The organism is Luteimonas sp. MJ250, assembly GCF_039548455.1.
In the GTDB taxonomy this organism is placed as follows: domain Bacteria; phylum Pseudomonadota; class Gammaproteobacteria; order Xanthomonadales; family Xanthomonadaceae; genus Luteimonas.
Map to the genome: position 1 here is coordinate 301,851 of NZ_JBCLVB010000012.1, position 25,283 is coordinate 327,133.

At 65.2% G+C, this 25,283-nt stretch carries 19 protein-coding genes and 1 pseudogene; 4 read left to right on the top strand and 16 right to left on the bottom strand.

All coding sequences use genetic code 11. The annotated features are described in order from the left end of the window. From WCE37_RS11050 to WCE37_RS11125, 16 genes and pseudogenes are all read right to left on the bottom strand, one after another. Nucleotides 1-2,436, bottom strand: a pseudogene (locus WCE37_RS11050) (contractile injection system protein, VgrG/Pvc8 family); the annotation flags it as partial. 16 nt (nucleotides 2,437-2,452) lie between these two features. Then, a complete protein-coding gene (locus tag WCE37_RS11055; protein WP_343279407.1) occupies nucleotides 2,453-3,499 on the bottom strand; it encodes a DUF6708 domain-containing protein in 1,047 nt (348 codons plus the stop codon). Between the two features lie 3 nt (nucleotides 3,500-3,502). Next, nucleotides 3,503-3,820 carry a hypothetical protein gene (locus WCE37_RS11060; RefSeq protein ID WP_343279408.1) on the bottom strand — a complete coding sequence of 106 codons (318 nt, stop codon included), beginning with the start codon at nucleotides 3,818-3,820 and terminating at the stop codon, nucleotides 3,503-3,505. A 37-nt stretch (nucleotides 3,821-3,857) separates the two neighbouring features. Continuing rightward, complete coding sequence (locus WCE37_RS11065) at nucleotides 3,858-4,892, bottom strand: DUF6708 domain-containing protein (RefSeq protein ID WP_343279409.1); 1,035 nt, start codon at nucleotides 4,890-4,892, stop codon at nucleotides 3,858-3,860. Between the two features lie 3 nt (nucleotides 4,893-4,895). After that, a complete protein-coding gene (locus WCE37_RS11070) occupies nucleotides 4,896-7,745 on the bottom strand; it encodes a T6SS effector BTH_I2691 family protein (RefSeq protein ID WP_343279410.1) in 2,850 nt (949 codons plus the stop codon). Between the two features lie 22 nt (nucleotides 7,746-7,767). After that, nucleotides 7,768-8,601, bottom strand: coding sequence for a DUF4123 domain-containing protein (locus tag WCE37_RS11075; RefSeq protein WP_343279411.1), 834 nt, complete (start codon nucleotides 8,599-8,601; stop codon nucleotides 7,768-7,770). A 4-nt stretch (nucleotides 8,602-8,605) separates the two neighbouring features. Then, complete coding sequence (locus WCE37_RS11080) at nucleotides 8,606-11,407, bottom strand: type VI secretion system Vgr family protein (RefSeq protein ID WP_343279412.1); 2,802 nt, start codon at nucleotides 11,405-11,407, stop codon at nucleotides 8,606-8,608. Nucleotides 11,408-11,423: 16 nt separating this feature from the next. Continuing rightward, nucleotides 11,424-11,759, bottom strand: coding sequence for a hypothetical protein (locus WCE37_RS11085; RefSeq protein WP_343279413.1), 336 nt, complete (start codon nucleotides 11,757-11,759; stop codon nucleotides 11,424-11,426). 27 nt (nucleotides 11,760-11,786) lie between these two features. After that, nucleotides 11,787-14,504, bottom strand: coding sequence for a type VI secretion system ATPase TssH (gene tssH, locus WCE37_RS11090; protein ID WP_343279414.1), 2,718 nt, complete (start codon nucleotides 14,502-14,504; stop codon nucleotides 11,787-11,789). Between the two features lie 57 nt (nucleotides 14,505-14,561). Continuing rightward, nucleotides 14,562-15,641 (bottom strand): type VI secretion system baseplate subunit TssG, encoded by a 1,080-nt coding sequence (tssG, locus tag WCE37_RS11095; RefSeq protein WP_343279415.1) that lies wholly within the window; start codon nucleotides 15,639-15,641, stop codon nucleotides 14,562-14,564. After that, the gene (gene tssF, locus WCE37_RS11100; protein WP_343279416.1) at nucleotides 15,605-17,437 is read right to left on the bottom strand and encodes a type VI secretion system baseplate subunit TssF; all 1,833 of its coding nucleotides are present in this window, start codon (nucleotides 17,435-17,437) and stop codon (nucleotides 15,605-15,607) included. The genes tssG and tssF overlap by 37 nt, the downstream gene beginning before the upstream one ends. Nucleotides 17,438-17,439: 2 nt before the next feature. Continuing rightward, entirely contained in the window at nucleotides 17,440-17,931 is a 492-nt protein-coding gene (gene tssE, locus WCE37_RS11105; protein WP_343279417.1) for a type VI secretion system baseplate subunit TssE, read from the bottom strand. Nucleotides 17,932-18,057: 126 nt separating this feature from the next. After that, nucleotides 18,058-18,624 carry a type VI secretion system tube protein Hcp gene (locus WCE37_RS11110; RefSeq protein ID WP_343279418.1) on the bottom strand — a complete coding sequence of 189 codons (567 nt, stop codon included), beginning with the start codon at nucleotides 18,622-18,624 and terminating at the stop codon, nucleotides 18,058-18,060. Between the two features lie 62 nt (nucleotides 18,625-18,686). Beyond that, nucleotides 18,687-20,177 (bottom strand): type VI secretion system contractile sheath large subunit, encoded by a 1,491-nt coding sequence (gene tssC / locus WCE37_RS11115; protein ID WP_343279419.1) that lies wholly within the window; start codon nucleotides 20,175-20,177, stop codon nucleotides 18,687-18,689. A gap of 3 nt (nucleotides 20,178-20,180) precedes the next feature. Beyond that, entirely contained in the window at nucleotides 20,181-20,687 is a 507-nt protein-coding gene (tssB, locus tag WCE37_RS11120) for a type VI secretion system contractile sheath small subunit (protein ID WP_343279420.1), read from the bottom strand. 30 nt (nucleotides 20,688-20,717) lie between these two features. Then, the gene (locus WCE37_RS11125; protein ID WP_343279421.1) at nucleotides 20,718-21,311 is read right to left on the bottom strand and encodes a tetratricopeptide repeat protein; all 594 of its coding nucleotides are present in this window, start codon (nucleotides 21,309-21,311) and stop codon (nucleotides 20,718-20,720) included. Nucleotides 21,312-21,622: 311 nt separating this feature from the next. Between WCE37_RS11125 and tssJ the strand changes: the two genes are divergently transcribed. From tssJ to WCE37_RS11145, 4 genes are all read left to right on the top strand, one after another. Next, nucleotides 21,623-22,210: a type VI secretion system lipoprotein TssJ gene (gene tssJ, locus WCE37_RS11130; RefSeq protein ID WP_343279422.1), complete on the top strand. Its 588-nt coding sequence runs from the start codon at nucleotides 21,623-21,625 to the stop codon at nucleotides 22,208-22,210. A 142-nt stretch (nucleotides 22,211-22,352) separates the two neighbouring features. Beyond that, entirely contained in the window at nucleotides 22,353-23,693 is a 1,341-nt protein-coding gene (gene tssK / locus WCE37_RS11135) for a type VI secretion system baseplate subunit TssK (RefSeq protein WP_343279423.1), read from the top strand. Nucleotides 23,694-23,725: 32 nt separating this feature from the next. Next, nucleotides 23,726-24,475 carry a type IVB secretion system protein IcmH/DotU gene (icmH, locus tag WCE37_RS11140; RefSeq protein WP_343279441.1) on the top strand — a complete coding sequence of 250 codons (750 nt, stop codon included), beginning with the start codon at nucleotides 23,726-23,728 and terminating at the stop codon, nucleotides 24,473-24,475. Nucleotides 24,476-24,496: 21 nt separating this feature from the next. Beyond that, on the top strand, nucleotides 24,497-25,283 hold a 787-nt coding region (locus WCE37_RS11145), incomplete at its 3' end, for a type VI secretion system Vgr family protein (RefSeq protein WP_343279424.1).

A 25,283-nucleotide genomic window follows, 5' to 3' on the forward strand; every position in this document is an offset into this window, starting at 1 on the left:
TCACAAATCGACTGCACCCGATCCTCCAATGGCGGCCAGTTCGTTGCGCTGTTCGCAACCCTTGAATTCCGCCTCACCGAATGCCTGCACTTTTGAGCTTGCCGTTTGCGGGGTCGTCCATTCCTTCTTCGTCGCCTTGAACTCGATCGTCCCCGGCGCACCCAGTTCAATGTCGCCGCCCTCGAGCTTGAGGTAGGCGCCTGCGGCAGTCAGCAGCAGGTGTTTGCTTGGGGCCGCGATCTCGATGTCGGCCTGTGTGCTGGCGATGGTCACGCTGGTCTTCGCCGCCACCTTCGCGACATTCTTGTATGGCCTGGCGCTCACCTTGCCCTGCGCCGCATGCAGCGCAATGCCACGTTCCTTGTGCGGCTTGTCCGCCGGCGCCTCGCCGCCGTGCGTGAACAGCACCGCACCCTCGGCCACCAGCAGCACCGTCTCGCCCTGGCTCAGCCAGTTCAGGTCCCGGTCTGCGCTCAGCACCGTCTGCGTGCCGGACACCCACACCTGGTCGGCAGGGGTCACGCTGGCAATGCCCGCAGCGCTGCTGCCCACGATCGCCGGCGCGCTCCAGCCCGGCACTTCGACCTCGCCGCCTTCGATCCCGTTGCCCGGGGCGCTGCCGCTCTGGGTCGCCTGCAGCGTTTCCCGCAGGCTCTTCAGTGACGCTTGCGCAGGGAGTTCGTCGGGATCGCCTTCGAGCTGCGCCTGTTGGGTCTTCGCTACGTCCGCCAGCGACTGCAGCAGCTGCTCGCTCTGGCCAAGCTGCTGGTGCGCCACTGGCGCGGCCAGCTGGGCGCTGCCGAGTTCAGTCGTGAGCAGAAGGCCCTGGCCGGCCCGCAGCGCGCCGCTGGCCTGGGTCGACAGCTCCGCCCCGAACCCGCGTTCGGCACCACGCACGTTGTCTTGCCCACCCTTCAGATGGCCGAGCGTCAGCGTGGTCTGCTGCTGGGTGGTGCTGGCCTGGGCGCGGCCTTGGCCGGGCGTGTCGTCCAGCCGCAGCTGCTGGTAGCCGCCGCTGCCGCCCTGGCTGTCGGCCAGCGCCTGGCTCCTCAGGCCTGCGTACACCGCGGCGTGCTCGTTGCCCTCAAACCACGCCGGGGCGTTGCCGGTGGCATTGGCCGCGCCGCTGCCGATCCGGTTGTGCGCGGCGTCTTCGTTGCCGACGCCGTTGTAGATGCTGCCGACCACCACCGGCCGGTCGATGTCGCCTTCGAGGAACGCGACCACGACCTCCTGGCCCACGCGCGGCACCATCACGCCGCCCCAGTTGTCACCTGCCCACGGCGTGGCCACCCGCACCCAAGTCCAAGCCTCCGCGGTGCCGGGTGCGTTGTCGTCGCCGCCCGGGTGCGCCTGCCCGTTGCTGGCGTTGCCGCCGCGCTGCCAGTGGAACTGCACCTTGATGCGATGGTCGCGGTCGGTCAGCACCGGGCCGCCGTCGCCGACCACGATCGCGGTCTGGGTGCCGACGATCGTGGGCCGGGGATGCCGCCGGCGGCCGTGGCCGTCCACGGTCTGCGGGCGATACGGGGTCGCGGCGGGAATCGCTTCGAAACGGTTGCGGTAGAAGCCTTCGCCCAAATCCAGGTTGGATCCGGCGCTGGATGCGTCAACCTGGCCAAACGACGCTAGCTGCAGCGCACCCGGCGAGCCGATGCCCTGCAGCGCCTGTGCCAGCAGCGGCGGCGGCAGGGCCGCGCCGAGTTCGGCCTCGCTACATTCTACGATCCCGGCACCCAGGTTGTTGCGCGCCTCGTGCAAAACCTGCAAGCAGGTGAACCGTGCCTCGTCGCCCGTGTGGTCCGGGTGCTGCGTCAGTTCGAACTGCGCGCCAGCGCCGAGGCCGCGCCAGCTGCCTTCTCCGTCGAAGGTCCGCGCCTGCACCTGCTGCGCTTCCAACTGCTGCCGCGCCTTGCGCTCGCCGTCGGCGCTGCCATGCCAAGCGTAGGGGCCGGCAATGTCGTCGTCCTCCACGCCCATTCCGGAACCGTCGTCGCCTTCGGCCGTCGCCGGACGCAGGCCCAGGCTGCGATAGTCCCAGCTGGCGCGCGACAACCGCGCGGTCTGCGCGCGTCGCGTGCTGCGCCAGAGCTGGATGCTGTCCTCGGCTTCGGTGGCGTCCGCGCGGTGATAGCGGATGCGGCCGCTGTCGGCGAATGCCTCGTTGTGATCGGCCAGCACCAGGGTGTGGGTGCCGCGGGTCTCGCTTGAGGGGTCGCCTGCGTGCTCGAACCAGTACGCGATGCCCTCCTCCGCAAGCAGCCGCTGCACGAAGTCGAAGTCGCTCTCGGCGTACTGGGTGGTCAGGCTGCGCTTCGGGTAGACGTTGCGATCGCGCAGCTCCCAGCGCCAGGCCGAGACCAGCGCGCCGGCTTCGGCGTAGTCGGCGAACACGTCCTCGACGATCTCGACGACGCTCTTGTCCTGGAACGCGTAGCCGCGGTCCAGTTGATCAATCCGACACTGCCGACATCAACGCAGGGATCAGTTCCGACAGCCCCCAGATCACAACACTCAGACCTACTACGAAACAGATCACCGGCCACACGCCTTCCTGGAAATTGAACTTCACGTTGTTGCGCCAGTCCCTGCGGTACGGGTCGTCCGGCTCGATCACGTACTGCCCCTCGATCTCCGCAGGCCACTTCGGCACCTTGCTCGTGTACATCGCGATCCAGCGGCCAACTGTGATCACAGACATCACCGGAGAAAAAATCAGCTGTGAGATTGGCCAGGCAGCTGCCATGGAAAATGTCCGCACAATCCCGAACCATACGCCTTCCCTTCGCCCATCTACCGGCATGCAGATGTCGCTGTAGCGCCAGTTCTGCTCCACCCCATCCGGCTCTTCCATGTAGCGGCGGATGTACTCCCAGATTGCCGGAACACTTTCCTTTTTTCCCATGTAGGAGTACGCCAGCGTGAACGTGTCGACCACCGTCTTGCGGTCCTTACCCATCACATGCGCACGTACGTCGTAGGTCTTGCCATACGCGGGAATGACGCTCTCGCCCACGCAAAAATACAGTTTGTCCCAGTCCGCCTCGAGGATGCTGCCGTCCGGTCGGTACGCATGCACCTTGCGCGTCTTGCGGTTCAACCGGATCGGATAGTGCGTCTGGCGGAAGGCTTCGAGACGGAAGCCGTACCATGCCGCCCAAAGCCCGAACCAACCGCCGCCCCAGGCAATCAACACTGCGACCCACGCCAAGGGGTCCGCGTATGCTCGGTTCTCCAGCAATATCGTCGGAGAAAACAAGACCACCATCATGAGACATGGTCCTGCCAACATTAGCGCAAAGATTACCGACCATCCCTTCGGCGCATACCAGCGATCCACAAGCTCCATGTAAGTGCTGTTGATCTTGATGGCCGAAAGTTCATCACGCACTTGCGTGTTCAACTTGCGTTTGCGGTCCAGGCGGTCCGCCTTCTCCTGATCGGTCAGAGGACGATCGATCTTGTAGGCGGTGAATCGTCCTTGCCCTGTGAAATCCATCCGTCAACCTGCCTTCAGCAACGCATCGAGTTCGGCCATTTCTTCTTGCTGCGAGCCGAAACGCTCACTGCCCGCTGTTCCGAACCAACAGCGGCGCATCCACGCCTCCAGTTTGTCGCATTTGAACAGCCGCTCCTGGAAGTTGCGGATGCCCGCGCCGCTGTCGTCGACCTGGATGGTGGGCCGGCCGCTGCCGCCGGTCAGGTTGATCAGGCTGCGCTTCGGATACACGCTGCGATCGCGTAACTCCCAGCGCCAGGCCGGGGCCAGTGCGCCGGCTTCGGCGTAGTCGGCGAACACGTCTTCGACGATCTCGACCACGCTCTTGTCCTGAAACACGTAGACGCGGTCCAGTTGATCAATCCGACACTGCCGACATCAACGCAGGGATCAGTTCCGAGAGCCCCCAGATCACAACACCCAACCCCACTACGAAGCAGATCACCGGCCACACGCCTTCCTGGAAATTGAACTTCACGTTGTCGCGCCAGTCGCGGCAGTACGGGTCGTTCGGTTCGATCACATACTGCGCGTCGATCTCCGCAGGCCACTTCGGCACCTTGCTCGTGTACATCGCGATCCAGCGGCCAACTGTGATCACAGACATCACCGGAGAAAAAATCAGCTGTGAGATTGGCCAGGCAGCTGCCATGGAAAATGTCCGCACAATCCCGAACCATACGCCTTCCCTTCGCCCATCTACCGGCATGCAGATGTCGCTGTAGCGCCAGTTCTGCTCCACCCCATCCGGCTCTTCCATGTAGCGGCGGATGTACTCCCAGATTTCCGGAACACTTTCCTTTTTTCCCATGTAGGAGTACGCCAGCGTGAACGTGTCGACCACCGTCTTGCGATCCTTGCCCAACACATGCGCACGCACGTCGAAGGTCTTGCCATAGGCGGGAACGACGCTCTCGCCCACGCAAAAATACAGCTTGTCCCAATCCGCTTCGATGATGCTGCCGTCGGGACGATACGCATGCACCTTGCGCGTCTTGCGGTTCAACCGGATCGGATAGTGCGTCTGGCGGAAGGCTTCGAGACGGAAGCCGTACCAGGCAATCCAGAAGAATAGAACGCAGAAAGATAGGACAAATGCCAGGAAGAGCCAAGATTCGAGATTGTTGTGGCCAATGGCAATCTGCGTAAAAACTGGTGCCGCATAAAGAAAAGGACTGGCCAACATGATCGCGAACACCACCGACCATCCCTTCGGCGCATACCAGCGATCCACCAATTCCATGTAGGTGCTGTTGATCTTGATGACCGACAGCTCATCACGCACTTGCGTGTTCAACTTACGCTTGCGATCCAGCCGGTCCGTCCTTTCCTGATCGGTCAGCGGACGGTCGACCTTGTAGGCGGTGAATCGGCCTTGTCCTGTGAAATCCATTCGTCAACCTGCCTTCAGCAACGCATCGAGTTCGACCATTTCTTTTTGCTGCGAGCCGAAACGCTCACTGCCCGCTGTTCCGAACCAGCAGCGGCGCATCCACGCCTCCAGTTTGTCGTCCTTGAACAGCATGATCAGTGCAGCGACCAATATGGCAATTGCCGCAAGAACAATGCCAACACCAGTGGCCGACAAACCGAAAATCAACGGGCCGAACCAGCCAGCAAGAGCGGCGAAAGCGCCAACTGCTGAAACTGCAGACACAACGTAGAGTGCGCCCATTCCAATTTCACCGCGCTTAAACGAATCAGCAGCATTCTTCAAATCCCACACCGCAAAAATCACCGCGGCCGCAAAGCCCAGTGCACGTCCCACGACTTGCAGAAAGCGTGACCAAAATTGGGGCAACCTCGTCGCCAACCGCGACCCTGCCTGCCTCCCGTTCTCCAGCGCCGTGTGCAGCCCCTCACTCACTGTCGCCACCACGCCCAGGATCGCCGCTGAGTAGCGCCATCCGTTCTCCGTACGCGTCTTGCCCGTGCTTTCGTCCAGCTCCTTCGCCAGCGACTTCAGCGACCACACGCTCAGCAGCACGCCCACGATGCCGCCATTGATGCCATTGGTCAGCGTCCGCCAGCGGCTGTGCGGGCTGCGCTGCCATTCATCGAACGACATCACCGATTGCCCCGCCCGACGCAGTTGCTCGCGCGGGCTCATGTTGCCGTCGATCTCTCCCATCGCCAGTTGATCCACTCGGATCTGGAACGTGTTCTGCCCGCGCCGCCCCGCCCCGCGTGCACGCGTGGTCTGCCGGCTTCCCTGCGACTGATTGCGCATGCGCGTGCGTAGACGGTCGCGATCCAGCCGCCCCAACTCGGGATTGGCCCGCACCATCCGCTCCACCAGATCGTCGATGGCCTGGTCCAGCGTGCCGGTCAACTGCGTATAGACCACCGGCTGCCGCGCCACCAACCCAAGGCCGATCACCAGCGGACCCACGCCCCGGTCAAGCGCCCGATCCAGCGCCGTCATTACCGGCCCGGCCACCGCCATCAGCAGCCGCGCCGGCGTGTTCTGCTGAGACGCAGGAAGCTCGCGCAGCGCCCGGTTGTAGCCCTCCAGCAGCGTCCCCCAAGGCAGGCTTCCCACCCCGCGCAGGCTGACCCCTGCCCCGGACGTCAACGCATCCACCACTGCTTTCTGGTTCAAGCTGATCGCGCGCAGCAGCAGGTTGCCTTCCTCAACGTCCTGCGCGTTCAGCCATTCCTCGTACTGTTTCGCGTTGATCGCGATCGCCTGCGTGTCCTGGATGCACAGCAGCACCGTGTCGCAGTACGCCACGCCGGAGGCGGCATCATTCTCGTCGTGGTTGCAGGTCATGCAACCCACCATCTGCGGGCTCTTGAGCCATGCCACGTGCGCACGCGCCAGCGGCACGATCACCTCGCGGTCGAACTTCTGCAGCGCCGGCTGGTAGGTTTCGCGCTGCCACCGCTCCGGCTGGCCGTCCTGGAGCTTGTTCTGGTACTTGCGCCAGGCCGAGTCCGCAGCTTCCTGAAGGTCCTGCTCCGTCAGCTTGGACAGTGCGTCTTCCTTGGCTTGTTCGACTTTACGGTCCCATTCAGCGCGGTACGCCGGATCGCGCTGCATTCGCTCGTGGTGCTGTGTCTCCATCCGGTAACGCGCCGGATCCCGCGGCCCTTCGCCGGTGGTCCAGGAGATCGCACGCCAGTATTCCAAGTCCCTAACGGCGCTGTCCTGTGCCGTTTTCACCAGATCCAACTCGGCGCTGTTGCGCACTGCCTCCTCCAGCGAGCCCACTAGCGCCGACACCGCCAGCGGTCGCCTGAGCGACGTTTGCGCCATGAACTCCGATAGCCGCACGTTCATCAGGCTCGCCAGGTCCATCGCCATGCCGGCCGGGTCCTCCAGCGCCACCATCGCCGGCGGGTATGGTCCTGGGCTGCCGCCGGCCGCCTTGCCCAGCTCACCAGCTTGCGATGCGTCCTGCTGGAATTGCTCCGCCAGTCCCGCACTGTTGTGGAAATCCGCCAGCGAGAAATCGAAGGCCGGGTACGGTTTCGCCACCACAGTCACTTCCGCCAGCTCCATTCCCAGCACTTCTTCGTCCGGGTCACGTCCTTCCCGGATCGCCTGCTCGCGACGCCTGGCGTGGTCGGCCTCATGTGCCTCGTTGCGCTCATGCCGCGCCGCGCGCTCGGCATCGCTTTCAGCCAGACCGCCCGAAGGCAACGGCAATGCGAACTCAGCCACCTGCGCGGTCAGGTTCGACAAGCTGTCCAGATTCGGCTGCGCCTTGCCCTGACTTTTCACCCAAGCGCCCACGTCCACCCGGCGCATATGCTTCTCGCGATAGGCCTGCTGTTTGTGCTTTCGCCACACTGCAGGCGTCCAAGCCACGTCCGAAAAGCCGAACCACACCACCCCGGCCTTGTGCGCATCGGGAATGATCACGCAACGGCCCAGGTCCGGATTGCCGTGTCGTGAGCAGACCTCACGGATCTCGCCATCGCCCAATGGCGGGGGCGGCGATGGATCGCGGTAGTCGAACCCATGCAGCGTGCCGTACTCGTCCACTTCGTACGCGCTCCATGCGCCACGACTCTCATTGAACACGTACAGATACCCGCCACGCAGCGTACGCAAGGTGTAGCGTGCCAAATTTTCCGGCAGCGCAATGTCCCGTCCTGCGAACGGCGCGGCCAATGGCGGAGCCTTTTCCTTGACCGCACTGTCATCGCGGGCGACCGCGTAGCGTAGCGGCAGGATGGGCAGGCCAGGCCTGACGCAATTCGGGCAGGGATCTTGCTGCGGCTGATCGGTTGCGGTCATGCTCGTCATCCTTGTACAGGGGTCACGCAACGCCCTCTCGGCGCAGGAAATCTTCTTTTTGCAGGGTATCGCAGGCCACGACATAGCTGACGTCGCGCTCTCGGGTTTGCCGCAACCGCAGCGCCACCGCCGGCAGACCGGCGATCCCGGGACCATGCTCCAACTGCTGGCGCGCGTACAGCATCGCGTCAGCGTCCTGCACCAAACCTTGCCGCCGCGCCTCAAGCAGGCCTTCGAGCAAGCGGCGCGCAGTGTCATCGTCAGAAGCCTCACCCTCGTCCGCGAGGTCACGCAGGCAGCTGTTCAAGGCCTCGAATTGATCTACCGCCTGCCATTGCCTCGCATCCAGGCCCAAGCGCGGATGCCTGGGAATATCCGGACGACTCCACTGCCGCCAGCATCTGAGCAACGGATCGAAGGCCATCCAGGTATGCATGGGCCCCATGAGTGTCGCCAGCTGTTTCATGTCGAGCAACCACTGCAGGTGCCGAAAGACACGCGGATCGTGGTAGCGCAACCATGCACGCGAGCCATCGTCGCGACGAAGCAGCATCCTTGACAGAAGGCTCGCCCTGACCTGTTCCGGTGCATGCTGGCTTGAAAGCAGGGCGCTGAACAGCGGCATGTGATGATGACGCGCCCACTGCCCGGCACGTTCCAGCAGGTCGAGTCGTCTCGATTCTTCTATGTTCGCCAGATGGACAAGCAGCGGCAACATCCGCTGGTGACGTTCAAGCCCTTTTGGCAGCAGCTGCCAGAGATCGAGATCGGCGTACTGATCTTTGCCGACTTGCAGCGGGTTGATGAGGGCGTAGTCCTGTGCCAAGAACAGCCGATGATCCAGTTCGACGATCATCGAATCAATCCAGATTGACCAGACCTGCCCCACCAGCATCACCTCGTTTTGCGTCGAGCTCGCAGAACTTCGGCTCGGCTTCGCCGAACATCGGTGGTTTTCCGCTCGCCGCCTGCGGCGTCGTCCACTCCTTCCTCGTCGCCTTGAACTCGATCGTGCCCGGCGCTCCCAGTTCGATGTTGCCGCCTTCGAGCTTCAGGTAGGCGCCAGCGGCCGTCAGCAACAGGTGCTTGCTCGGTGCACTCATTTCCACGTCGGCCTGCGTGCTGGCAATCGTCACGCTGGTCTTCGCTGCCACCTTTGCCACGTTCTTGTGCGCCCTGGCGCTCACCTTGCCCTGCGCCGCATGCAAGGCGATGCCCCGCTCCTTGTGCGGCTTGTCCGCCGGTGCTTCGCCACCGTGCGTGAACAGCACAGCACCCTCGGCCACCAACATCACCGTCTCGCCTTGGCTCAGCCAGTTGATGTCCTTGTCCGCGCTCAGCACCGTCTGCGTACCGGACACCCACACCTGGTCGGCCGGGGTCACGCTGGCAATGCCCGCCGCGCTGCTGCCCACGATGGCCGGCGCGCTCCAGCCCGGCACCTCGCCCTCGCCGCCTTCGATCCCGTTGCCCGGGGCGCTGCCGCTCTGGGTCGCCTGCAGCGTCTCCTGCAGGCTCTTCAGTGACACTTGCGCAGGGAGTTCGTCGGGATCGCCTTCGAGCTGCGCCTGTTGGGTCTTCGCTACGTCCGCCAGCGACTGCAGCAGCTGCTCGCTCTGGCCAAGCTGCTGGTGCGCCACCGGCGCGGCCAGCTGCGGGCTGCCCGGCTCGGTCGTGAGCAGCAGGCCCTGACCGGCCCGCAGCGCGCCGCTGGCCTGGGTGGACAGCTCCGCCCCGAACCCGCGCTCGGCGCCACGCACGTTGTCTTGCCCACCCTTCAGGTGGCCGAGCGTCAGCGTGGTCTGCTGCTGGGTGGTGCTGGCCTGGGCGCGGCCTTGGCCGGGCGTGTCGTCCAGCCGCAGCTGCTGGTAGCCGCCGCTGCCGCCCTGGCTGTCGGCCAGCGCCTGGCTCTTCAGGCCGGCGTAGACCGCGGCGTGGTCATTGCCCTCGAACCAGGCCGGGGCGTTGCCGGTGGCGTTGGCTGCGCCGTTGCCGATCCGGTTGTGCGCGGCGTCTTCGTTACCGACGCCGTTGTACACGCTGCCCACCACCACCGGGCGGTCGATGTCGCCTTCGAGGAACGCGACCACCACTTCCTGGCCCACGCGCGGGACCAGCACGCCGCCCCAGTTATCGCCCGCCCATGGGGTGGCCACGCGGACCCAGGTCCAGGCGGCTTCATTGGCCGGGGCGTTGTCGTCGCCTGCCGGGTGCGCCTGGCCGCTGCTGGCGTTACCGCCGCGCTGCCAGTGGAACTGCACCTTGATGCGGTGGTCGCGGTCGGTCAGCACCGGGCCGCCATCGCCCACCACGATCGCGGTCTGGGTGCCGATGACCGTGGGCCGGGAATGCCGCCGGCGACCGTGGCCGTCGACCGTCTGCGGGCGGTACGGGGTTGCGGCCGGAATGGCTTCGAAACGATTGCGATAGAAGCCTTCGCCCAGGTCCAGGTTGGAGCCGGCGTTGGATGAGACCTCGCCAAACGACGCCAGCTCCAGCGCACCCGGCGCGCCAATACCCTGCAGCGCCCGCGCCAGCATCGGCGTGACCAGTGGCGAACCGAGTTCGGCCTCGCTGCGCTCCACGATCTCCGCGCCCAGGTTGTTGCGCGCCTCGTGCCAGACCTGCAGGCAGGTGAATTTCGCCTGCTCGCCCGTATGGTCGGGATGCTGCGTCAGCTCGAAGCATGCGCCCGGTGCCAGGCCGCGCCAGCTGCCTTCGCCCTCGAAGGTCCGCGCCTGCACCTGCTGCGCTTCCAACTGCTGCCGCGCCTTGCGCTCGCCATCGGCGCTGTCATGCCAGGCGTAGGGGCCAGCGATGTCGTCGTCCTCCACGCCCATTCCGGAAGCGTCGTCGCCTTCGGCCGTCGCCGGGCGCAGGCCCAGGCTGCGATAGTCCCAGCTGGCGCGCAACAACCGCGCGGTCTGCGCGCGTCGCGTGCTGCGCCAGAGCTGGATGCTGTCCTCGGCTTCGGTGGCGTCCGCGCGGTGGTAGCGGATGCGGCCGCTGTCGGCGAAGGCCTCGTTGTGATCGGCCAACACCAGGGTGTGCACGCCGAACGTGTCGGCGGACGGATCGCCGGCGTGCTCGAACCAGGTCGCAATACCCTCCTCCGCCAGCAGCCGCTGCACGAAGTCGAAGTCGCTCTCGGCGTACTGGGTGGTCAGGCTGCGCTTCGGGTAGACGCTGCGGTCGCGCAACTCCCAGCGCCAGGCCGGGACCAGCGCGCCGGCTTCGGCGTAGTCGGCGAACACGTCTTCGACGATCTCGACAACGCTCTTGTGCTGGAACGCGTAGCTGTCCACGCGCTGGCGCAGCAGCGCCAGCCACGGTTCGATCACCAGCCCGTAGCGCGCCAGGCCGCCGTTGCTGCCCAGCAGCTCGAACGCGGTCACGTGGCCGTGGAACGGCCGCAGCCCGCCGGCGTCGGTGCGCAGTTCCAGCAGCGCCGGTTGCCCCAGCAGCTTGCCGGCGTCGAGCCCGGCGTCGGCAGACAGTGCGCACAGCGACAGGCGGAAGCCGCCATCGTCCAGGCGCTCCACCGCCGACAGGGTTTCCGCGACCAGGGCGTCCTGCCCCAGCGCGGTGTGCAACTTCAGCAGCCGACCGCCCTGCAGCGGTGCGGCGCCCAACAGCGTCTGCATCTGGACAAGCGCATCCATGGCTTTGTTTCCCTGTTTACCCGGTGATCCCCACGACGCGTAGCGCCGGGCTATCGCTGCACTGCAGCTGGACCTGACGGCCCTTCAGCTGGAGTGTGAGCTGCAGGCCCTCGGCTCCTTTCCCGCCCTTGGCCGAAAGGATGCGCCAGGGATGTTGCTGCAAGTCGGCAAGCAGCCTGCGTGCCTCGTGGCGCGCGGCGACAGGAACGTTGTCGAGAAGTTCGGCGACCAGCGCCGGCTCCAGCCTGCGCCAAGCGCTGTAATCGACGCTCCCCGGCTGGTACGTGCCCTGCCAGTGCTGGTGGATGTTGGCGAGGATGTTCTCGCGCTCGTTGCGGGTGTCAGTAGCCATCGGCTCCTCCTTGAGGTTGATGCCGGATCAGGTGATCCGGTACTTGAACGCGCCCTTCTTGTCCGCTGAAACCTTGATGCCCTCGATCTTACCGCCCTCGGCCATGCGGGCCAGCACCGTCTCCGCAATTTCGGGAAGTGCCGTGCCATTGAGGATGTGATCGACGCTGCGCGCGCCGCTGTCGACCTCGGTGCAGCGGGCCAGCACGGCTTCGACCAGGTTGTCGTCCCAGCTGAAGACTGCCTTGTGGTTGGCCTGTACGCGATCCCGGATGCGCCCCAGCTTGAGCTGGATGATCTGCACGAGTACGTCGTCGGAGATCGGGTAGTACGGCACCACCTTCAGGCGCCCCAGGAAGGCGGGCTTGAAGTGCTTCATCAGGATCGGACGCAGCGCCGCGGCCAGGTCGTCGGCCGCCGGGATTTCTTCGGCGGGCTTGTTGAGGCAGGCCTGCATGATCTGCGGCGAGCCGACGTTGGAGGTGAGGATGATCAGGGTGTTGCGGAAGTCGATCTCGCGGCCTTCGGCATCGTCCATCATTCCCTTGTCGAACACCTGGAAGAACATCTCCAGCACGTCGGGGTGGGCTTTCTCGACTTCGTCCAGCAGCACGACGCTGTAGGGCTGGCGGCGCACGGCTTCGGTCAGCACGCCGCCTTCCCCGTAGCCCACGTAGCCAGGGGGGGAACCCTTCAGTCCGGACACGCTGTGCGCCTCCTGGTACTCGCTCATGTTGATGGTGATCAGCTTGCGCTCACCGCCGTAGAGGATGTCGGCCAGCGCCAACGCGGTTTCGGTCTTGCCGACGCCGGAGGGGCCGACGAACATGAAGACACCGCGGGGCTTGTTGGGATCTTCCAGCTTGGCGCTGGCGGTGCGCACGCGCTGGGCCACCGCCTCCAGCGCATGATCCTGCCCGATCACGCGCTGGGCCAGGAGGGGCTTGAGATTGCGCACGGTGCGGATCTCGTCCTTGACCATGCGCCCCAGCGGGATGCCGGTCCAGGCCGAAACGATCTCGGCCACCACGGTGCCGTCGACCTGCAGCGGCACCATCGGGCTTTCGCCCTGCAGTTCGCGCAGTTCTGCCAGAAGGGCCTGCAGTTCGGCCTGCCCGGGATCAGCCTTGGCCGCCTTGCCGGCCTTCGCCGGTTTTGCGGCGGCCTTCTTCGCCGGTGCCGCAGCCGGTGCCACGGCACCCCGACGCGTTTCCAGACTGCCACGCAGCGCTTGGATCCTTTGTGCGAGCGCGGTCTCCTTCGTCAGCCGCTCCTCGTTCCCGGCCAGGCGCGCTTTGGCGTCCTGGCGCTGCTGGCGGATCTCGGCCAGCCGCTGGTCGTGCAGGGCGCCAGCCGCGGCTTCGCGCTCCAGCGCGGCGATCTCGGCGTCAAGCCGGTCGAGGTGCTTGCGGGTGTCCTCGATGATCGCGGGCGTGGCGCTCTGCCCGAGGGCGACGCGGGCACAGGCCGTATCCAGTACGCCCACCGCCTTGTCCGGCAGCTGCCTGCCGCTGATGTAGCGGTGCGACAGGCGCACCGCTTCGGTGATCGCTTCGTCCATCACGCGGATGCCGAAGTGCTTCTCCATCAAGGGGACGATGCCGCGCAGCATCGCCGCGGCGAGCGTCTCGGAGGGCTCGTCCACCTTGACCACCTGGAAGCGGCGCGCAAGGGCCGCGTCCTTCTCGAAGTACTTCTTGTACTCGGCCCAGGTGGTGGCCGCGATGGTGCGCAGCTCGCCGCGCGCCAGCGCAGGCTTGAGCAGGTTGGCGGCGTCGCTCTGGCCCGCGTGGCCGCCGGCGCCGATCATGGTGTGGGCTTCATCGATGAACAGGATGATCGGGTGCGGGCTTTTCTTGACCTCGTCGATGACATTCTTGAGCCGGTTCTCGAACTCGCCCTTGACGCTTGCGCCCGCCTGCAGCAGGCCCATGTCCAGTACCTGCAGCTCGACGCCGAGCAGCACGTCCGGCACGTCCTTGTCGGCGATCCGCAGCGCCAGGCCCTCGACCACGGCGGTCTTGCCGACGCCGGCTTCGCCGGTAAGGATCGGGTTGTTCTGGCGGCGGCGCATCAGGATGTCCACCAGCTGGCGGATCTCGGCGTCGCGACCGATCACCGGGTCGATATGGCCGTCGCGTGCGCGCTGGGTCAGGTTGGTGGTGAACTGGTCCAGCGCGGGCGTCTTCGACAGGCCCGGGGCGGGTGAGGGATCGCCCTCGTCCTGGCCTCCGGCGGCCGAGGCGTCATTGAAACGCACGCCCTGCCCCGCTTCGATCGAGCCCTGGGTCAGGCTGGCGAAGTCGTGCTTGAGTTCGTCACGCTTGATCTTCGCGAACAGCTTGGAGCCCCGGTAGGCCAGCTGCGACAGCGAAGGCTCGGTCAAGAGTGCCAACAGCAGGTGGCCGCTGCGGATGCGGCTTGTTTCGGAGTCAAGCGAGGCGATCAGCCATGCATGTTCGAACAGCGAGGGCAGGTGTGGCGAGAACACCGGCGTGCGCGTATTGCCGTTTTTGAAGCGCCCGATTTCCGTATTGAGGTCGCGTTCGAGGGCATCGGTCGCGACGCCGCTGCGCCGGGCAATGAGCGCAATGTCGCCATCCGGCTGCTCGAGCAGCGCAAGGAAGAGGTGTTCCAGGTCCACCTCGTAGTTGCCGCGCGACATGCACAGGTTCGCCGCGCGCTCGGCCGCCTGGCGGCAGGTGTCGTTGAGTTTTCCGATCAGGGTCTTGAGGTTGATGCTCATGCTTCGATCAATGCCGTCCGTTTTGGCGAGGAGAAAGGTGAACGAGGTCGTGCCTGGTCAGTGCAACGTGTGGATCGTGTAGGTGGTATCGGAACGCGGCCGGGTATCAGGCTGGGACAGGAGGTAGGTATCCCAGCCGAGTCGCGCGCCCTTGGCCAGGTCCATGCCATCGACGTCCTCGGCGCGCAGGGTCAAGCGCACCTCGTACTCGAGGCATACGCCGGTGAGCAGCGTGAGCCACTTGGCCAGCGCACGGGCCGCCTGCCCACCGGGCAGGAAGGCATCGAACCGCGCCTTGTCCAGCGGCCCGACCCACAGCCGCATGCGCAGGTCGCGCTGCCACAGGCGATCACCCGCCAGTGCAGTCGAGCCCAGCGAAGCGTTGCCGACCCCCAGCCGCGTGCGCGCCTTCTCGGGGACCGCGTACCAGGCGCCCACGAACTGCTCGACCCGCACGTCGGTACCGAAATAGTCCGCGAGGATGCGCTGCAGGAAGCTCGCCGACACCGGATGCTGGCGGATGCCTCCGGCATAGTGGGCCACGGCCTGGTCGAACACGTCGCCGTCGCCGTCGATCATCCGGTCGCGCAGCGAACCCATGCCCATTCCGGCCAGCGACAGGACCAGCGGAAGGAAACGTTCACGCCGGTCCAGCTCGTACTGGATCCCGAGCTGGTGCTTCTTCCAGGCGGCGTAGTGCAGGGACGCGATCCGGTTGAAGAAGATGTCCAGGAACGCCCGCGGCGCGCGGTCGCGCTCGTAGATCTCCCGCTGGGCCAGCAGCTCCGTGTAATGCAGCGGCAGCACGCCACTGATTCCCGTAAAGCCGGCGAATGCCGGCGTGAGGCTCACCGAACCGACGGTCTCGGTCGCGACCGCGTGTTCGATCGCCGCGGCCTTCTCCAGCTTCACGCCGTCTTCGGACCAGGCTTCGATCGCCTCGATCTCGCTGGCGGGAAAGGCCAGCGAAAGGCTGTTGCGGAACCTGAGGCGATCCAGCGGCTCCCCCGTGCTTCCGGGCGAGCGCGCGAACATGTGCTCCAAGATCCGCATCGCCTGGAAGAATCCGAAGCGATGCGGCTCCTGCAGCAACTGCTGCGCTACGCCAGGATCGATTCGCCGCTTCGTGGCTTGCATTCGACCAGTACCTCGTCCGTCGTTGCCGACAGGATGCTGAGTTGGGTAAAGCTGTTGGCATGCACGTACAGCCCGAAGAACCGGTCCATCACGCCGGCGAACGGCGCGATGCCGGTGCCCACGAAGCCGGTTTCGTCGACGGTCAGCGTGATCTTCACGCCGCGCACGATGCTGGAAAAATGCCGTCCGGACAGCCAGGTGGTGGTCGGCTCGTTGGACAGGCCGACGATGCCGTCGATCTGCCTGCGGGTAACCGGCGACTGGTTGATGTCGTACAGGTGCAGCATCTCCTTCAGTGCGGACAGGCCGCTCTGGGTCAGCGACAAACTGTTCAGGGACAGATGCGAGATCAGCCGCCACTGCGCGCCGCGCCCGCGCGCGAAGCGACGCGGTGGCGTGGGCTTGCGCAGCAGGGAAATCGCCCGCGCCGGGCTTCCGCCCTCCTGCACCAGGTCGCCGCCCGGCAGCCCATAGGCCAGCTCGGACGGCAGGTCCCGGTTGGTGCAGTTCAGCTCCAGGCTGACCACATCGGCCTGCGGTGTGGATGCATTGAAATCGAGGTCGACGAACGACAGTTCGGTTTCATGGCCGGGACTGCGCGCAGCCACGTCTTCATCGCGCCGGGCCACCCAGTAGTGGCCGTTCTGATCGGGGTTTTCGCCATGCTGCAGAGAGTAGAACGGCCGGAATTCGGTGATCTGCTCCCCCTGCGGCGTTTGCCTGATGCGGTGCACCGAGTCGATCGAGTACACCTCGTAGGCAAATGCCCGGCGCGCGTCGGCGACCACGGGGTAATGGGTGCTTGTGTGCGAGATCCGGATCGGCTCGCCATGTATCGCGAACAGGTTCACGATTGGCGTGCATGCGGTGCGTACATGCTGTGGACCGAGGGCTTCCAGCATGCGACTTGACGCCCAGTCGCCGCTGCTCCTGAGTACGAAATGCAGGGTGAACTCGCGGCCGATGCCGGCAGGCAGCGACCCGAGATCAAGATCGAAGAAGCCGAACTTCTCCGGGAACGCGAACAGTTCCGTGAGCAGCCTGTATGCCGAATGCGATCGTTGCGGGAAGTCGATCAGCGCCTCTTCGTCGGTAAAACCGACGGGTGCCAACGGAACTTCCGGCAGCGCGACCCAGCGTCCGCCGTTGCCGGGTTCAACCCAGGCCTGCAACACCTGCAGGCAGAGCGTGTCGCGCAGCGCCGAGCGGAAGGACGCTTCCCCGTCCATGAACAGGCGCAGCTTGTCCACGCCCAACTGCTGGACCGAGGCGTCGTCGCCGTGCAGGGAAAATGACATGGAGACCTGGCCACCGGCATCCGCCGGCAATGTCACCGCCATCGGCGGGGCGGCAATCGGCAGGTAGCGCGCGGACGAGACGTTGATGGGCGCCAGGGTCACATCGCTGGTGGTCCGGAAACGACAGGCCACGCCGCGCACCTGGCGCGACTGCAACAGCGTTCCACGCGGCATGTGCAAGGGCGAGCTCAGCTTGGACAGTGCCGCACCCATGTCGAAGTGCGCGATGGAGCATGAGGGGAACGGCCGCAGGTAGTGCGGATACATCACTTCCAGCAGCGACTCGGTGAATTCCGGATAGCCGTCTTCGATCCGCTTGGAAACCCGCGCACTGAGCAGGGCGAACGATTCGATCAGGCGCTCGACGTGCGGGTCCTGGCTGCCATCGCCGGACAGCAGCAGGCGCCCCGCGATCTTTGGATAGCGATCGGCGAACTCCCGGCCGTACTTCCGGAGGTATGCCAGTTCGCGCTCGTAATAGGGCAGCAGGTCTTCCATCGTCAGGCGACGTCTTTCAAGCGGCGCAGGCGGCTGACGGAGTAATGCTGGGTGTTGGTCTGCAGCATCGCGTCAAAGCTGATCGGCTCGCGCGCCGGCTGCAGGTTCAACAGCGCATGGATGGTGAAATGCAGGGTCGACGCGTTGCGGGAGTCGGTCTGCAGCGACACGCGGACGTTGACCAGGCGCGACTCGTGCCGCGCCACGGCCTGCTCGAGCGAGCGGCAGATGGCGGCCCTGTCGTAGGCATTGGCCAGGCTTTTGCCCGAGAAGTCGCTGAGCCCGTAGGTCATCAGTGACTGCCTGCAGTTTGGAAAAGCTTCCAGGTCTTCTTCGGTGAAGGCCGCGCGGCTGTTCAGAAGACCTTCCAGGTCGCGGGCCACCGACTCTTTGTATTGCTCGAGCGGGACGGACTTGAGGGTCCCTGCCGCGGCGCTGCTCCTGGAGTCATCGTCCAGCAGCTTCTCCAGCAGGTTCGGCTCGTATCCCTTCATGCAAGCGTCCTTCCTTCGTCTGGACCATCACGCCCCGGCCTCCTCCTGCCTCGTTGCGAAGCATCCATGAGGTCCCCCCGGAAACAAATGCGGCGGCGCAACATCGCACCGCCGCATCGACTCACATCAGACGCTGTGCGTCGGCTTGTTGAGCGTGGGGCTCCACTGCGCAACAGCCTTGCCGCCCAGGCCGCCTTCGGCCTTCTGCTGCTGGTACGTCCATTTGATCGAGCCAAAGCTCAGCTGGATCGTTTCCTGCGGCATGCCTTCCTTGTCAACCGAGGTCGTCACGCGATGAACGAGCACGTTCAGCAGTTCGACCTTGTAGTAGTTGACTGCCTTGCCGTCCTTGTCGGCACGGTAGAACTCGATGGCCGCCTTCGGGAAGGTGGTGCCGTTGGCCGCCGCCTGGTGCAGCGCGGTGGTTGCCAGGTCGATCTGCTTGACGACCTCGATCGGGGACAGCTCCGCGCGGGCTGCAGTCTGGCCACCCTTGGTGGAGGCCGTTGCCGAACGCGGTTGCAGAACATCCTGCGAGAAGGATTCGATCTCGATCCAGTCCTTGTGGTCCTGGTCCCGGGACTCGCCCTTGATGGTGTCGATGCTGAGGAATGCGTGTTGCATGATCTTGATTCCTTGTTCCGTTCTTCCATGAGAATTGCCGGACACATGTCCGGAGGGATGGCCGGCCATCGCGATATGCAATGGTCGGCCTGCGTCAGAGGGTCTGCGCCCCTTGTTGTTGCAGGTCCCGGTTACGACTTGTTCGTGGAAGCCGGAAGTTCGGCCACGAGCCGCAGCGAGACAGACAGCTCATCGAGCTGGAAATGTGGCCTGAGGAAAGCCACAGCGCGGTAGACCCCGGGCTTGCCGGGGACTTCCGAAACCTGGATGGACGCCTCACGCAGCGGATACTGCGCCTTGGCCTCCTGCGTCGCGTTGTCGTCCAGCAGCACGTACTGGGCGATCCAGCGGTTGAGGAAATCCTCGACGTTGCCCGCGGACGCGAAGCTGCCGATCTTCTCGCGCATCATCGCCTTGAGGTAATGGGCGATTCGCGACACCGCGAAGATGTACTGCAGCTGCGCCGACAGGATGGCATTGGCATTGGCCGAATCGGTGTTGTACTTCTTCGGCTTCTGCACCGACTGGGCGCCGAAGAACGCGGCGTAATCGGTATTCTTGCAATGCACCAGGGGAATGAATCCCAGGTCGCTGAGCTCCTTCTCGCGGCGATCGGTGACGGCAAGTTCGGTCGGGCACTTCAGCGCGACCTCGCCATCGTCCGTGCGGAAGGTGTGGGTCGGGAGGTCCTCGACCAGTCCGCCGCCTTCAACGCCACGGATCGCGGCGCACCAGCCGAAGTCCTCGAACGCCTGGGTCAGTCGCGCACCAAAGGCAAAGGCGGTGTTGCACCACAGGTACTTGTCATGGTCGGTGCCGCTCACGTCCTCGACGTAATTGAAGCCCTCGACCGTCGTGCCCTCCTTTGGATCGTAAGGCAGCCGCCCCAGGAAGCGGGGCAGCGTCAGGCCCACGTAGCGGCTGTCCTCGGACTCGCGGAACGACTTCCACTTCGCGTACTCGACGGTGTCGAACACCTTGGCCAGGTCGCGCGGCTTGCCGAGGTCGGTGAAGCTTTCCAGGCCGAACATGTCGTTGCTTGCCGCAGCGATGAACGGAGCATGGGCGGCTGCGGCGACATGCGACATCTGCTCGATGAAGTACATGTCCTCCGGCTGGCGGCCGATCTGGTAGTCGCCGATGAGTGCACCGAACGGCGAGCCGCCGAATGTGCCGAACTCTTCCTCGTAGACCTTCTTGAAGAGCGCGCTCTGGTCGAAGTCGATCGCCGACTTGAAGTCCTTGACCAGGTCCTTCTTGGGGGCGTTCAGCACCTTGATCTTGAGCATCGACCCGGTCGAGGTCTGCTGGCACAGGTAGTGCAGGCCGCGCCAGGTGGACTCGAGCTCCTGGAACTTCGGGGCGTGCATGATGGCGCTGACCTGGTCGGAAATCAGGCGATCCAGTTCGGCCACGCGCGAGTCCAGCGTGAGGTTGAGGTTGTCGGAAACGACGACCGTGCCTTGCAGGACCTCTTTTGCAAGCTCCGAGATGATGTCCTTGGCGCGCTGGTGCTCCGCTTCGGATTTCGCGACCTTGCTTTTCTCGACGATCTGGTCGAGCAGGCCGGGTTCGACGGTCTGCGTGGCACCTTCGACGGCAGTGGCTGCTTTCGCGTTCATCAATTACTCCTGCCCGTCACCGGACGTGTCGAGTTGCCTGAGCTGCTCGGTGTTGTTCAGGACGTCGGTGAGCAGGTCTTCCAGTTTTTCGTTGCCCGCAAGCTTGTTGCGGAGATCGGCAAGCTTGGAGCGCGCCTCCAGCAGCTTGCGCAGCGGCTCCACCTGCTCCACGACGGCTTCGGGCCTGAAATCGTCGATCGACTTGAACTTCAGGTCGACCGCGAACTCGCCACCTTCGTCACTGAGCTTGTTGGGTACGCGGAAGACCGCCCGCGGCGCCACGCCTTCCAGAACGTCATCGAAGTTGTCCAGGTCGATATTGACGAACTTGCGGTCCTTGAGTCGCGGGAGCGGCTCTTCCGGCTGGCCGCTCAGGTCTCCAAGCACGCCCACGACGAACGGAATCTCCTTCTGTTCAATCGCTTCGCCTTTTTCCACGTCGTAGGTCAACTGCACCCGCGGCGGGCGGACCTTCTGCAACTTCTTCTGGATGCTGTCCTTCTTTGCCATCGTGCGATCTCCGATTACGCCTGGACCTGCTCAGTTACCGCCGAGCTTGTCAAAAGGGTTGGTAGTGGGTTTCCGGGCTGGTGCCGGTGCGGGCGCTGCCTCGGCCGCCGGCGCGCGTGCGGGCGCACTCTGCCGGCGCGGAGCCGCGCGACGTGCCGGCCTGGAGGCAGGCTCGGGGACTCCGGCGATCTCCGGACCCATTGTTTCGCGCATCAACGTGGCCAGTTCGCGAGCCTCGCGCTGCGCCGACTCGCTGGTCAGCGCGCCACTGCTCTGCAGGCGCTGCAGCGACTGGGCCGCGACGCGGAAGCCGCCAAGCGTCAGCACGCTCTCGGCCAGGTTGTCGCTTGGATCACGCAGCAGGACTTCTTCGGCGGCCACGATGGCCCGGCCGTAATTGCCCATGTCGAAGTGGAGTTGTGCAAGCCGCGCCCACGGCTCTTTGCGCGTCGAGTCGGCCTTTGCCGCTGCCTCGAAACTCTGCAGCGCCCCCGCGAAGTCCGTGGAAGCCACTTGGCCTTCGGCCGTGGAGATCAGCGTGTCGTAGGTGACGACGGGCTGCTTGCTCTTGCCTCCCGTCGCACACGCGGCAAGCGATGCCGCAACAAGCAGTGCCACCAGCATGCGGGCGACACGCCCGCCCTTCTTCAGATCCGTGCACATACAGCAGTCCCCCTCCCTAACAAGTCCTTGTCAACTCCCGCCTGGTGGCGACAGCAACGATTCAGTGTTGCACGCACCGATATAATCAGGCCAGCCCTGTTCGTCAAGTTTGGCCGCCGGGCGTCAGTTGCCGACGCAATTTCACCTTTCCATTGTGACAGTGGATACCATGCGCAGGTCAAGCAATCGTCAGGTGACAGCGCGCTATGGACAGCCCCTCCCTTCTCCGCCCCGCCCGGTCCGCCAGCATCCGGGCCGGATTCCTGGTCGCGATGGCCGCAGCCGGACTGCTCGGCCTGGCGGGCTGCGCATCAAAGCCAACGCGCGAAGACGCCCCCGGCCTGATGAGCAGGGCGCTTGAGACCGTGGGGCTCAGGAAGCAATCCGAAGAGCCTGCCGCTCCGCGCGCCAAGTCGATTCCGCTGCGTCTCTGGGCCGGGGCAAACCTGAACTCGGGCAACGACCAAAAGCCATTGGCGGTGGTCGTCAAGGTGTATCGCCTGCGCGACACCCAGCGTTTCGAACGTGCGCCCTTCTCCGCGTTTCTCGACGAGGATGCCGAGCGGGACGCCCTTGGAGACGACCTGATCAGTTCGACGGAGATCGTGCTCCAGCCCAACCAGCGCCATGAGATCACGGAGAGATTGCCGCCCGAGGCAGCTGCGATGGGTGTCGTCGCATTGTTCCGGTCTCCGGCTCCGGATCGCTGGCGCTTTTCGTTCGATGCCCTCGAGGCCGAGAAGGATGGCGTGACCGTGGGACTGCATGCCTGCGCACTGACGACGTCGAGCTCCGGCTTGCAATCGCAGATCGCGGGGGAATCCCACAGCCTGACGCTCACGCGCTGCTCGAAGGGCTGAGCAACGCCACGAACAGTGCGCCCGGTCTCATTCTGGCCGGACAGCCCGGCGCGCCGGCGCTGCGGGGCGTGCTAATAATGTCGCTTGGGGTAGCCACGCTGCATCAGTGCGTGGGTCAAGGAAGCGTAACCATGAGGTGGATGTGAACCGGGCAGCCAAGGTGTTCTGGGGGGAAGGCTTGTTCCTGCGGCCCCAGCATTTCCAGCAGCAGGATGCGTATCACGAAGGCCGGCTGCGCGATCTCGCGGGCACGCTGCACCCCTACGGTTGGGGCTTGCGCAGTTTTACGTTCGACGAGGGCAGCCTCGCGTCCGGAACGCTGCGGCCCGTCCGGATTTCAGCCGTTTTTCCCGACGGCGAACCTTATTCAGCGCCGTCCGGTGATGAGTTGCCCGACGCCCTGTCGCTGGCAGACCTGCCGGCCGGCGTCCAGTCGACCACGATCTATCTCGCCCTGCCGCTGCTGCGGCCCCAGGGCGGAAACTGTGGCCAGGAGCAGGACGGCGGGGCGCGTTTCGTCCAGGCGAACAGGCCGACCAACGACCTGTTCACCGAGGCCGCCGAGGCGGACCTTGGCTACCTGCGCAAGACGGTCCGGTTGCTGACAGAGGACGAGCCGCGCGATGCGTTCACCGCGCTTCCACTGGCGAAGATCCGGCGCACTCCAACGGGTGGCTTCGAGCTCGACGACCAGTTCATCCCGCCGTCGGCGACGATTGGATCCGCCCCCGTGCTGATGGCGCAGCTGCGCCGGCTCCTCGACGGGCTGCAGGCGAAGGTCGATGCCCTTTACGGCCTGCATCGCGAACCGTCGCAGCACATCGTCGAGTTCCGCTCCGGCGACATCGCATCGTTCTGGCTGCTGCACACGGCGAACGCGTCGTTCGCAACGCTGTCCCACCTGTTCCGCCATCCGGGGCTGCCGCCGGAGCAGCTGTTCCAGGAACTTTCGCGCCTGGCCGGCAGCCTGATGACCTTCTCCAAGGCGTACACGCTGTCGAATCTGCCCTTCTACCAGCACGGCGCGCCGCAAGCGGGGTTCGAGGCGCTGTTCTCGATGATCCGCGAACTGCTGGATACGGTGATCTCGGATCGCTATTTCTCGATCTCGCTGAGCGAGGTCAAGCCCTCGTTCCACCTCGGGCGCATCGACTCCCAGCGTATCGACGAGCGCGCGGCGCTTTACCTCGCGGTCAGCGCCAACCTGCCCAGTCCCGAGCTCATCCAGACCGTGCCGGTACGGTTCAAGATCGGCGCACCGGACGACGTCGACAAATGCGTGCTGTCCGCCCTGTCCGGCGTCAAGCTCAACCACGTCCCGCAGGTGCCTGCCGCGATCCCGGTCCGCCCCGGCAACCAGTACTTCGCGCTGGAGTCGCGCGGCCCGCTGTACGAACGCATGCTCAAGTCGGGGTCGATCACGGTCTACGTGCCCTCCGGCATTGAGGACCTCAAACTCGAACTCATCGCACTGACCCAATGACCAAGTCCAAACTGCCTCCGGTTCCTTCGGCCATGCCAACGGCGGAAGCGGGTACGCCCGGCAATCTCCCCGCGGCTGCGCCACGGAGCCTGCTCGACCTCATGTCCGACGGTTTCTACCTGCTCATGCTGATCAAGCGCGGACAGGTGCCCAACGACGGGGAGCGGTTCTTCGAGTCGATCCGGCAGTTCCTGGAGAAGGTCGAACGCGGCGCGGCCAAGCTCGAGATTCCGTCGGTGGACGTGCATGCGGCCAAGTACGCCTTCTGTGCCGCCATCGACGAAGCGATCCTTTCCCAGCAATCACCGCTGCACGCGAGCTGGGAGCGCAACCCGCTGCAGCTGCGCCTGTTCGGCGAACACCTGGCCGGTGAGCACTTCTTCGACCGGCTGGAAGAGCTGCGCAGCCAGGGCGCCGCGCGGCTGGCGTCGCTGGAGGTCTACCACTACTGCCTGCTGCTCGGGTTCGAGGGCAAGTACCGGCTGGAAGGTACCGAGAAGCTGGGCTACCTTACCGCGCGCCTGGGTGACGAAATCACCTACATCAAGGGCAAGCGCACCGGGTTCGCGCCGCATTGGCTGCCACCCGACCGCGTCGTCCACGCCTTGCGGCAGATCGTTCCGCTGTGGGCGCCGGCTGCGGTCCTTGCCGTGGTCGGCCTGCTGGGGTACTTCGGACTGAACGCGTGGCTGGGCAGGGAAACCGACCAGCAGCTGGCTGCACACCAGGACATCGTGCAACTGCCGCAAGAGACGGCACGGATCACGATCAGCTTGCCGTAGCACCACGAGAGGGACCGGAACATGGACGTTGCACACCACTGGCAGGAAGCACTCGCATCGCTGGCCCGGCTTTCGCCAGGACAGCGCACCATCCGCCTGCTCGAGGGGCCCGGCGGTGACCCGCCCGCGGTCCTCGGCCAGCTCGCTGCGGAAGCGATCGTCGAGCGCTTCTCCGGACGCGAAGCGGTTTGCGAACCGTTCCGCTTTGAGGTCGCAGTGCTGTCGTCGTCGGCCGAGCTGGACCTTGCGCCGCTCCTGGGCCAGCCGCTGGGCCTGCGCCTGGACGGAGCTTCGCCACGCAGCTGGTTCGGCATCTGCACCGAGGTCGGCCTGACCGGGAGCGACGGCGGGCTGGCCCGCTACACGCTGCTGATCGAACCCTTCACCGCCCTGCTCCGCCTGCGCCGCAATGCGCTGGTGTTCCAGGACCTCGATGTCCAGCGCATCGTCACGCGCGTGCTCGACGACCACCCGCTGTCCGCCTTCCGCTGGGACGTCACCCAGCCGCTGCCGACACGGCCGATCACGACCCAGTACCGCGAAGACGATTTCGACTTCCTCGAGCGCCTGCTGGCCGAGGCCGGCCTGGCCTGGCACTTCGAGCCCGACGACGCCGCGCCCGCAGGGCACACCTGGGTCATCCGCGATCGCGAAGCACCTGTGCCAGATCTCGGCGCAATTCGCTTCCACCGCCTCGACGCCACCGAGTCCGGCGACGCGATCAGCGTCTTCCGCGACCGTCTGCAGACCACGCCCACGGCACGTGCGATCAGCAGTTGGCAGACCGAACAGGTCGCCGCCCTGGCGG

Bases quoted from the DNA above. Each gene is read 5' to 3' on its own strand.
- WCE37_RS11055 (WP_343279407.1), bottom strand. From the start codon at position 3,499: ATGGATTTCACAGGGCAAGGACGATTCACCGCCTACAAGATCGATCGT.
- WCE37_RS11065 (WP_343279409.1), bottom strand. From the start codon at position 4,892: ATGGATTTCACAGGACAAGGCCGATTCACCGCCTACAAGGTCGACCGT.
- WCE37_RS11070 (WP_343279410.1), bottom strand. From the start codon at position 7,745: ATGACCGCAACCGATCAGCCGCAGCAAGATCCCTGCCCGAATTGCGTC.
- WCE37_RS11075 (WP_343279411.1), bottom strand. From the start codon at position 8,601: ATGATCGTCGAACTGGATCATCGGCTGTTCTTGGCACAGGACTACGCC.
- WCE37_RS11080 (WP_343279412.1), bottom strand. From the start codon at position 11,407: ATGGATGCGCTTGTCCAGATGCAGACGCTGTTGGGCGCCGCACCGCTG.
- WCE37_RS11085 (WP_343279413.1), bottom strand. From the start codon at position 11,759: ATGGCTACTGACACCCGCAACGAGCGCGAGAACATCCTCGCCAACATC.
- tssH (WP_343279414.1), bottom strand. From the start codon at position 14,504: ATGAGCATCAACCTCAAGACCCTGATCGGAAAACTCAACGACACCTGC.
- tssG (WP_343279415.1), bottom strand. From the start codon at position 15,641: ATGCAAGCCACGAAGCGGCGAATCGATCCTGGCGTAGCGCAGCAGTTG.
- tssF (WP_343279416.1), bottom strand. From the start codon at position 17,437: ATGGAAGACCTGCTGCCCTATTACGAGCGCGAACTGGCATACCTCCGG.
- tssE (WP_343279417.1), bottom strand. From the start codon at position 17,931: ATGAAGGGATACGAGCCGAACCTGCTGGAGAAGCTGCTGGACGATGAC.
- WCE37_RS11110 (WP_343279418.1), bottom strand. From the start codon at position 18,624: ATGGCCGGCCATCCCTCCGGACATGTGTCCGGCAATTCTCATGGAAGA.
- tssC (WP_343279419.1), bottom strand. From the start codon at position 20,177: ATGAACGCGAAAGCAGCCACTGCCGTCGAAGGTGCCACGCAGACCGTC.
- tssB (WP_343279420.1), bottom strand. From the start codon at position 20,687: ATGGCAAAGAAGGACAGCATCCAGAAGAAGTTGCAGAAGGTCCGCCCG.
- WCE37_RS11125 (WP_343279421.1), bottom strand. From the start codon at position 21,311: ATGCTGGTGGCACTGCTTGTTGCGGCATCGCTTGCCGCGTGTGCGACG.
- tssJ (WP_343279422.1), top strand. From the start codon at position 21,623: ATGGCCGCAGCCGGACTGCTCGGCCTGGCGGGCTGCGCATCAAAGCCA.
- icmH (WP_343279441.1), top strand. From the start codon at position 23,726: ATGCCAACGGCGGAAGCGGGTACGCCCGGCAATCTCCCCGCGGCTGCG.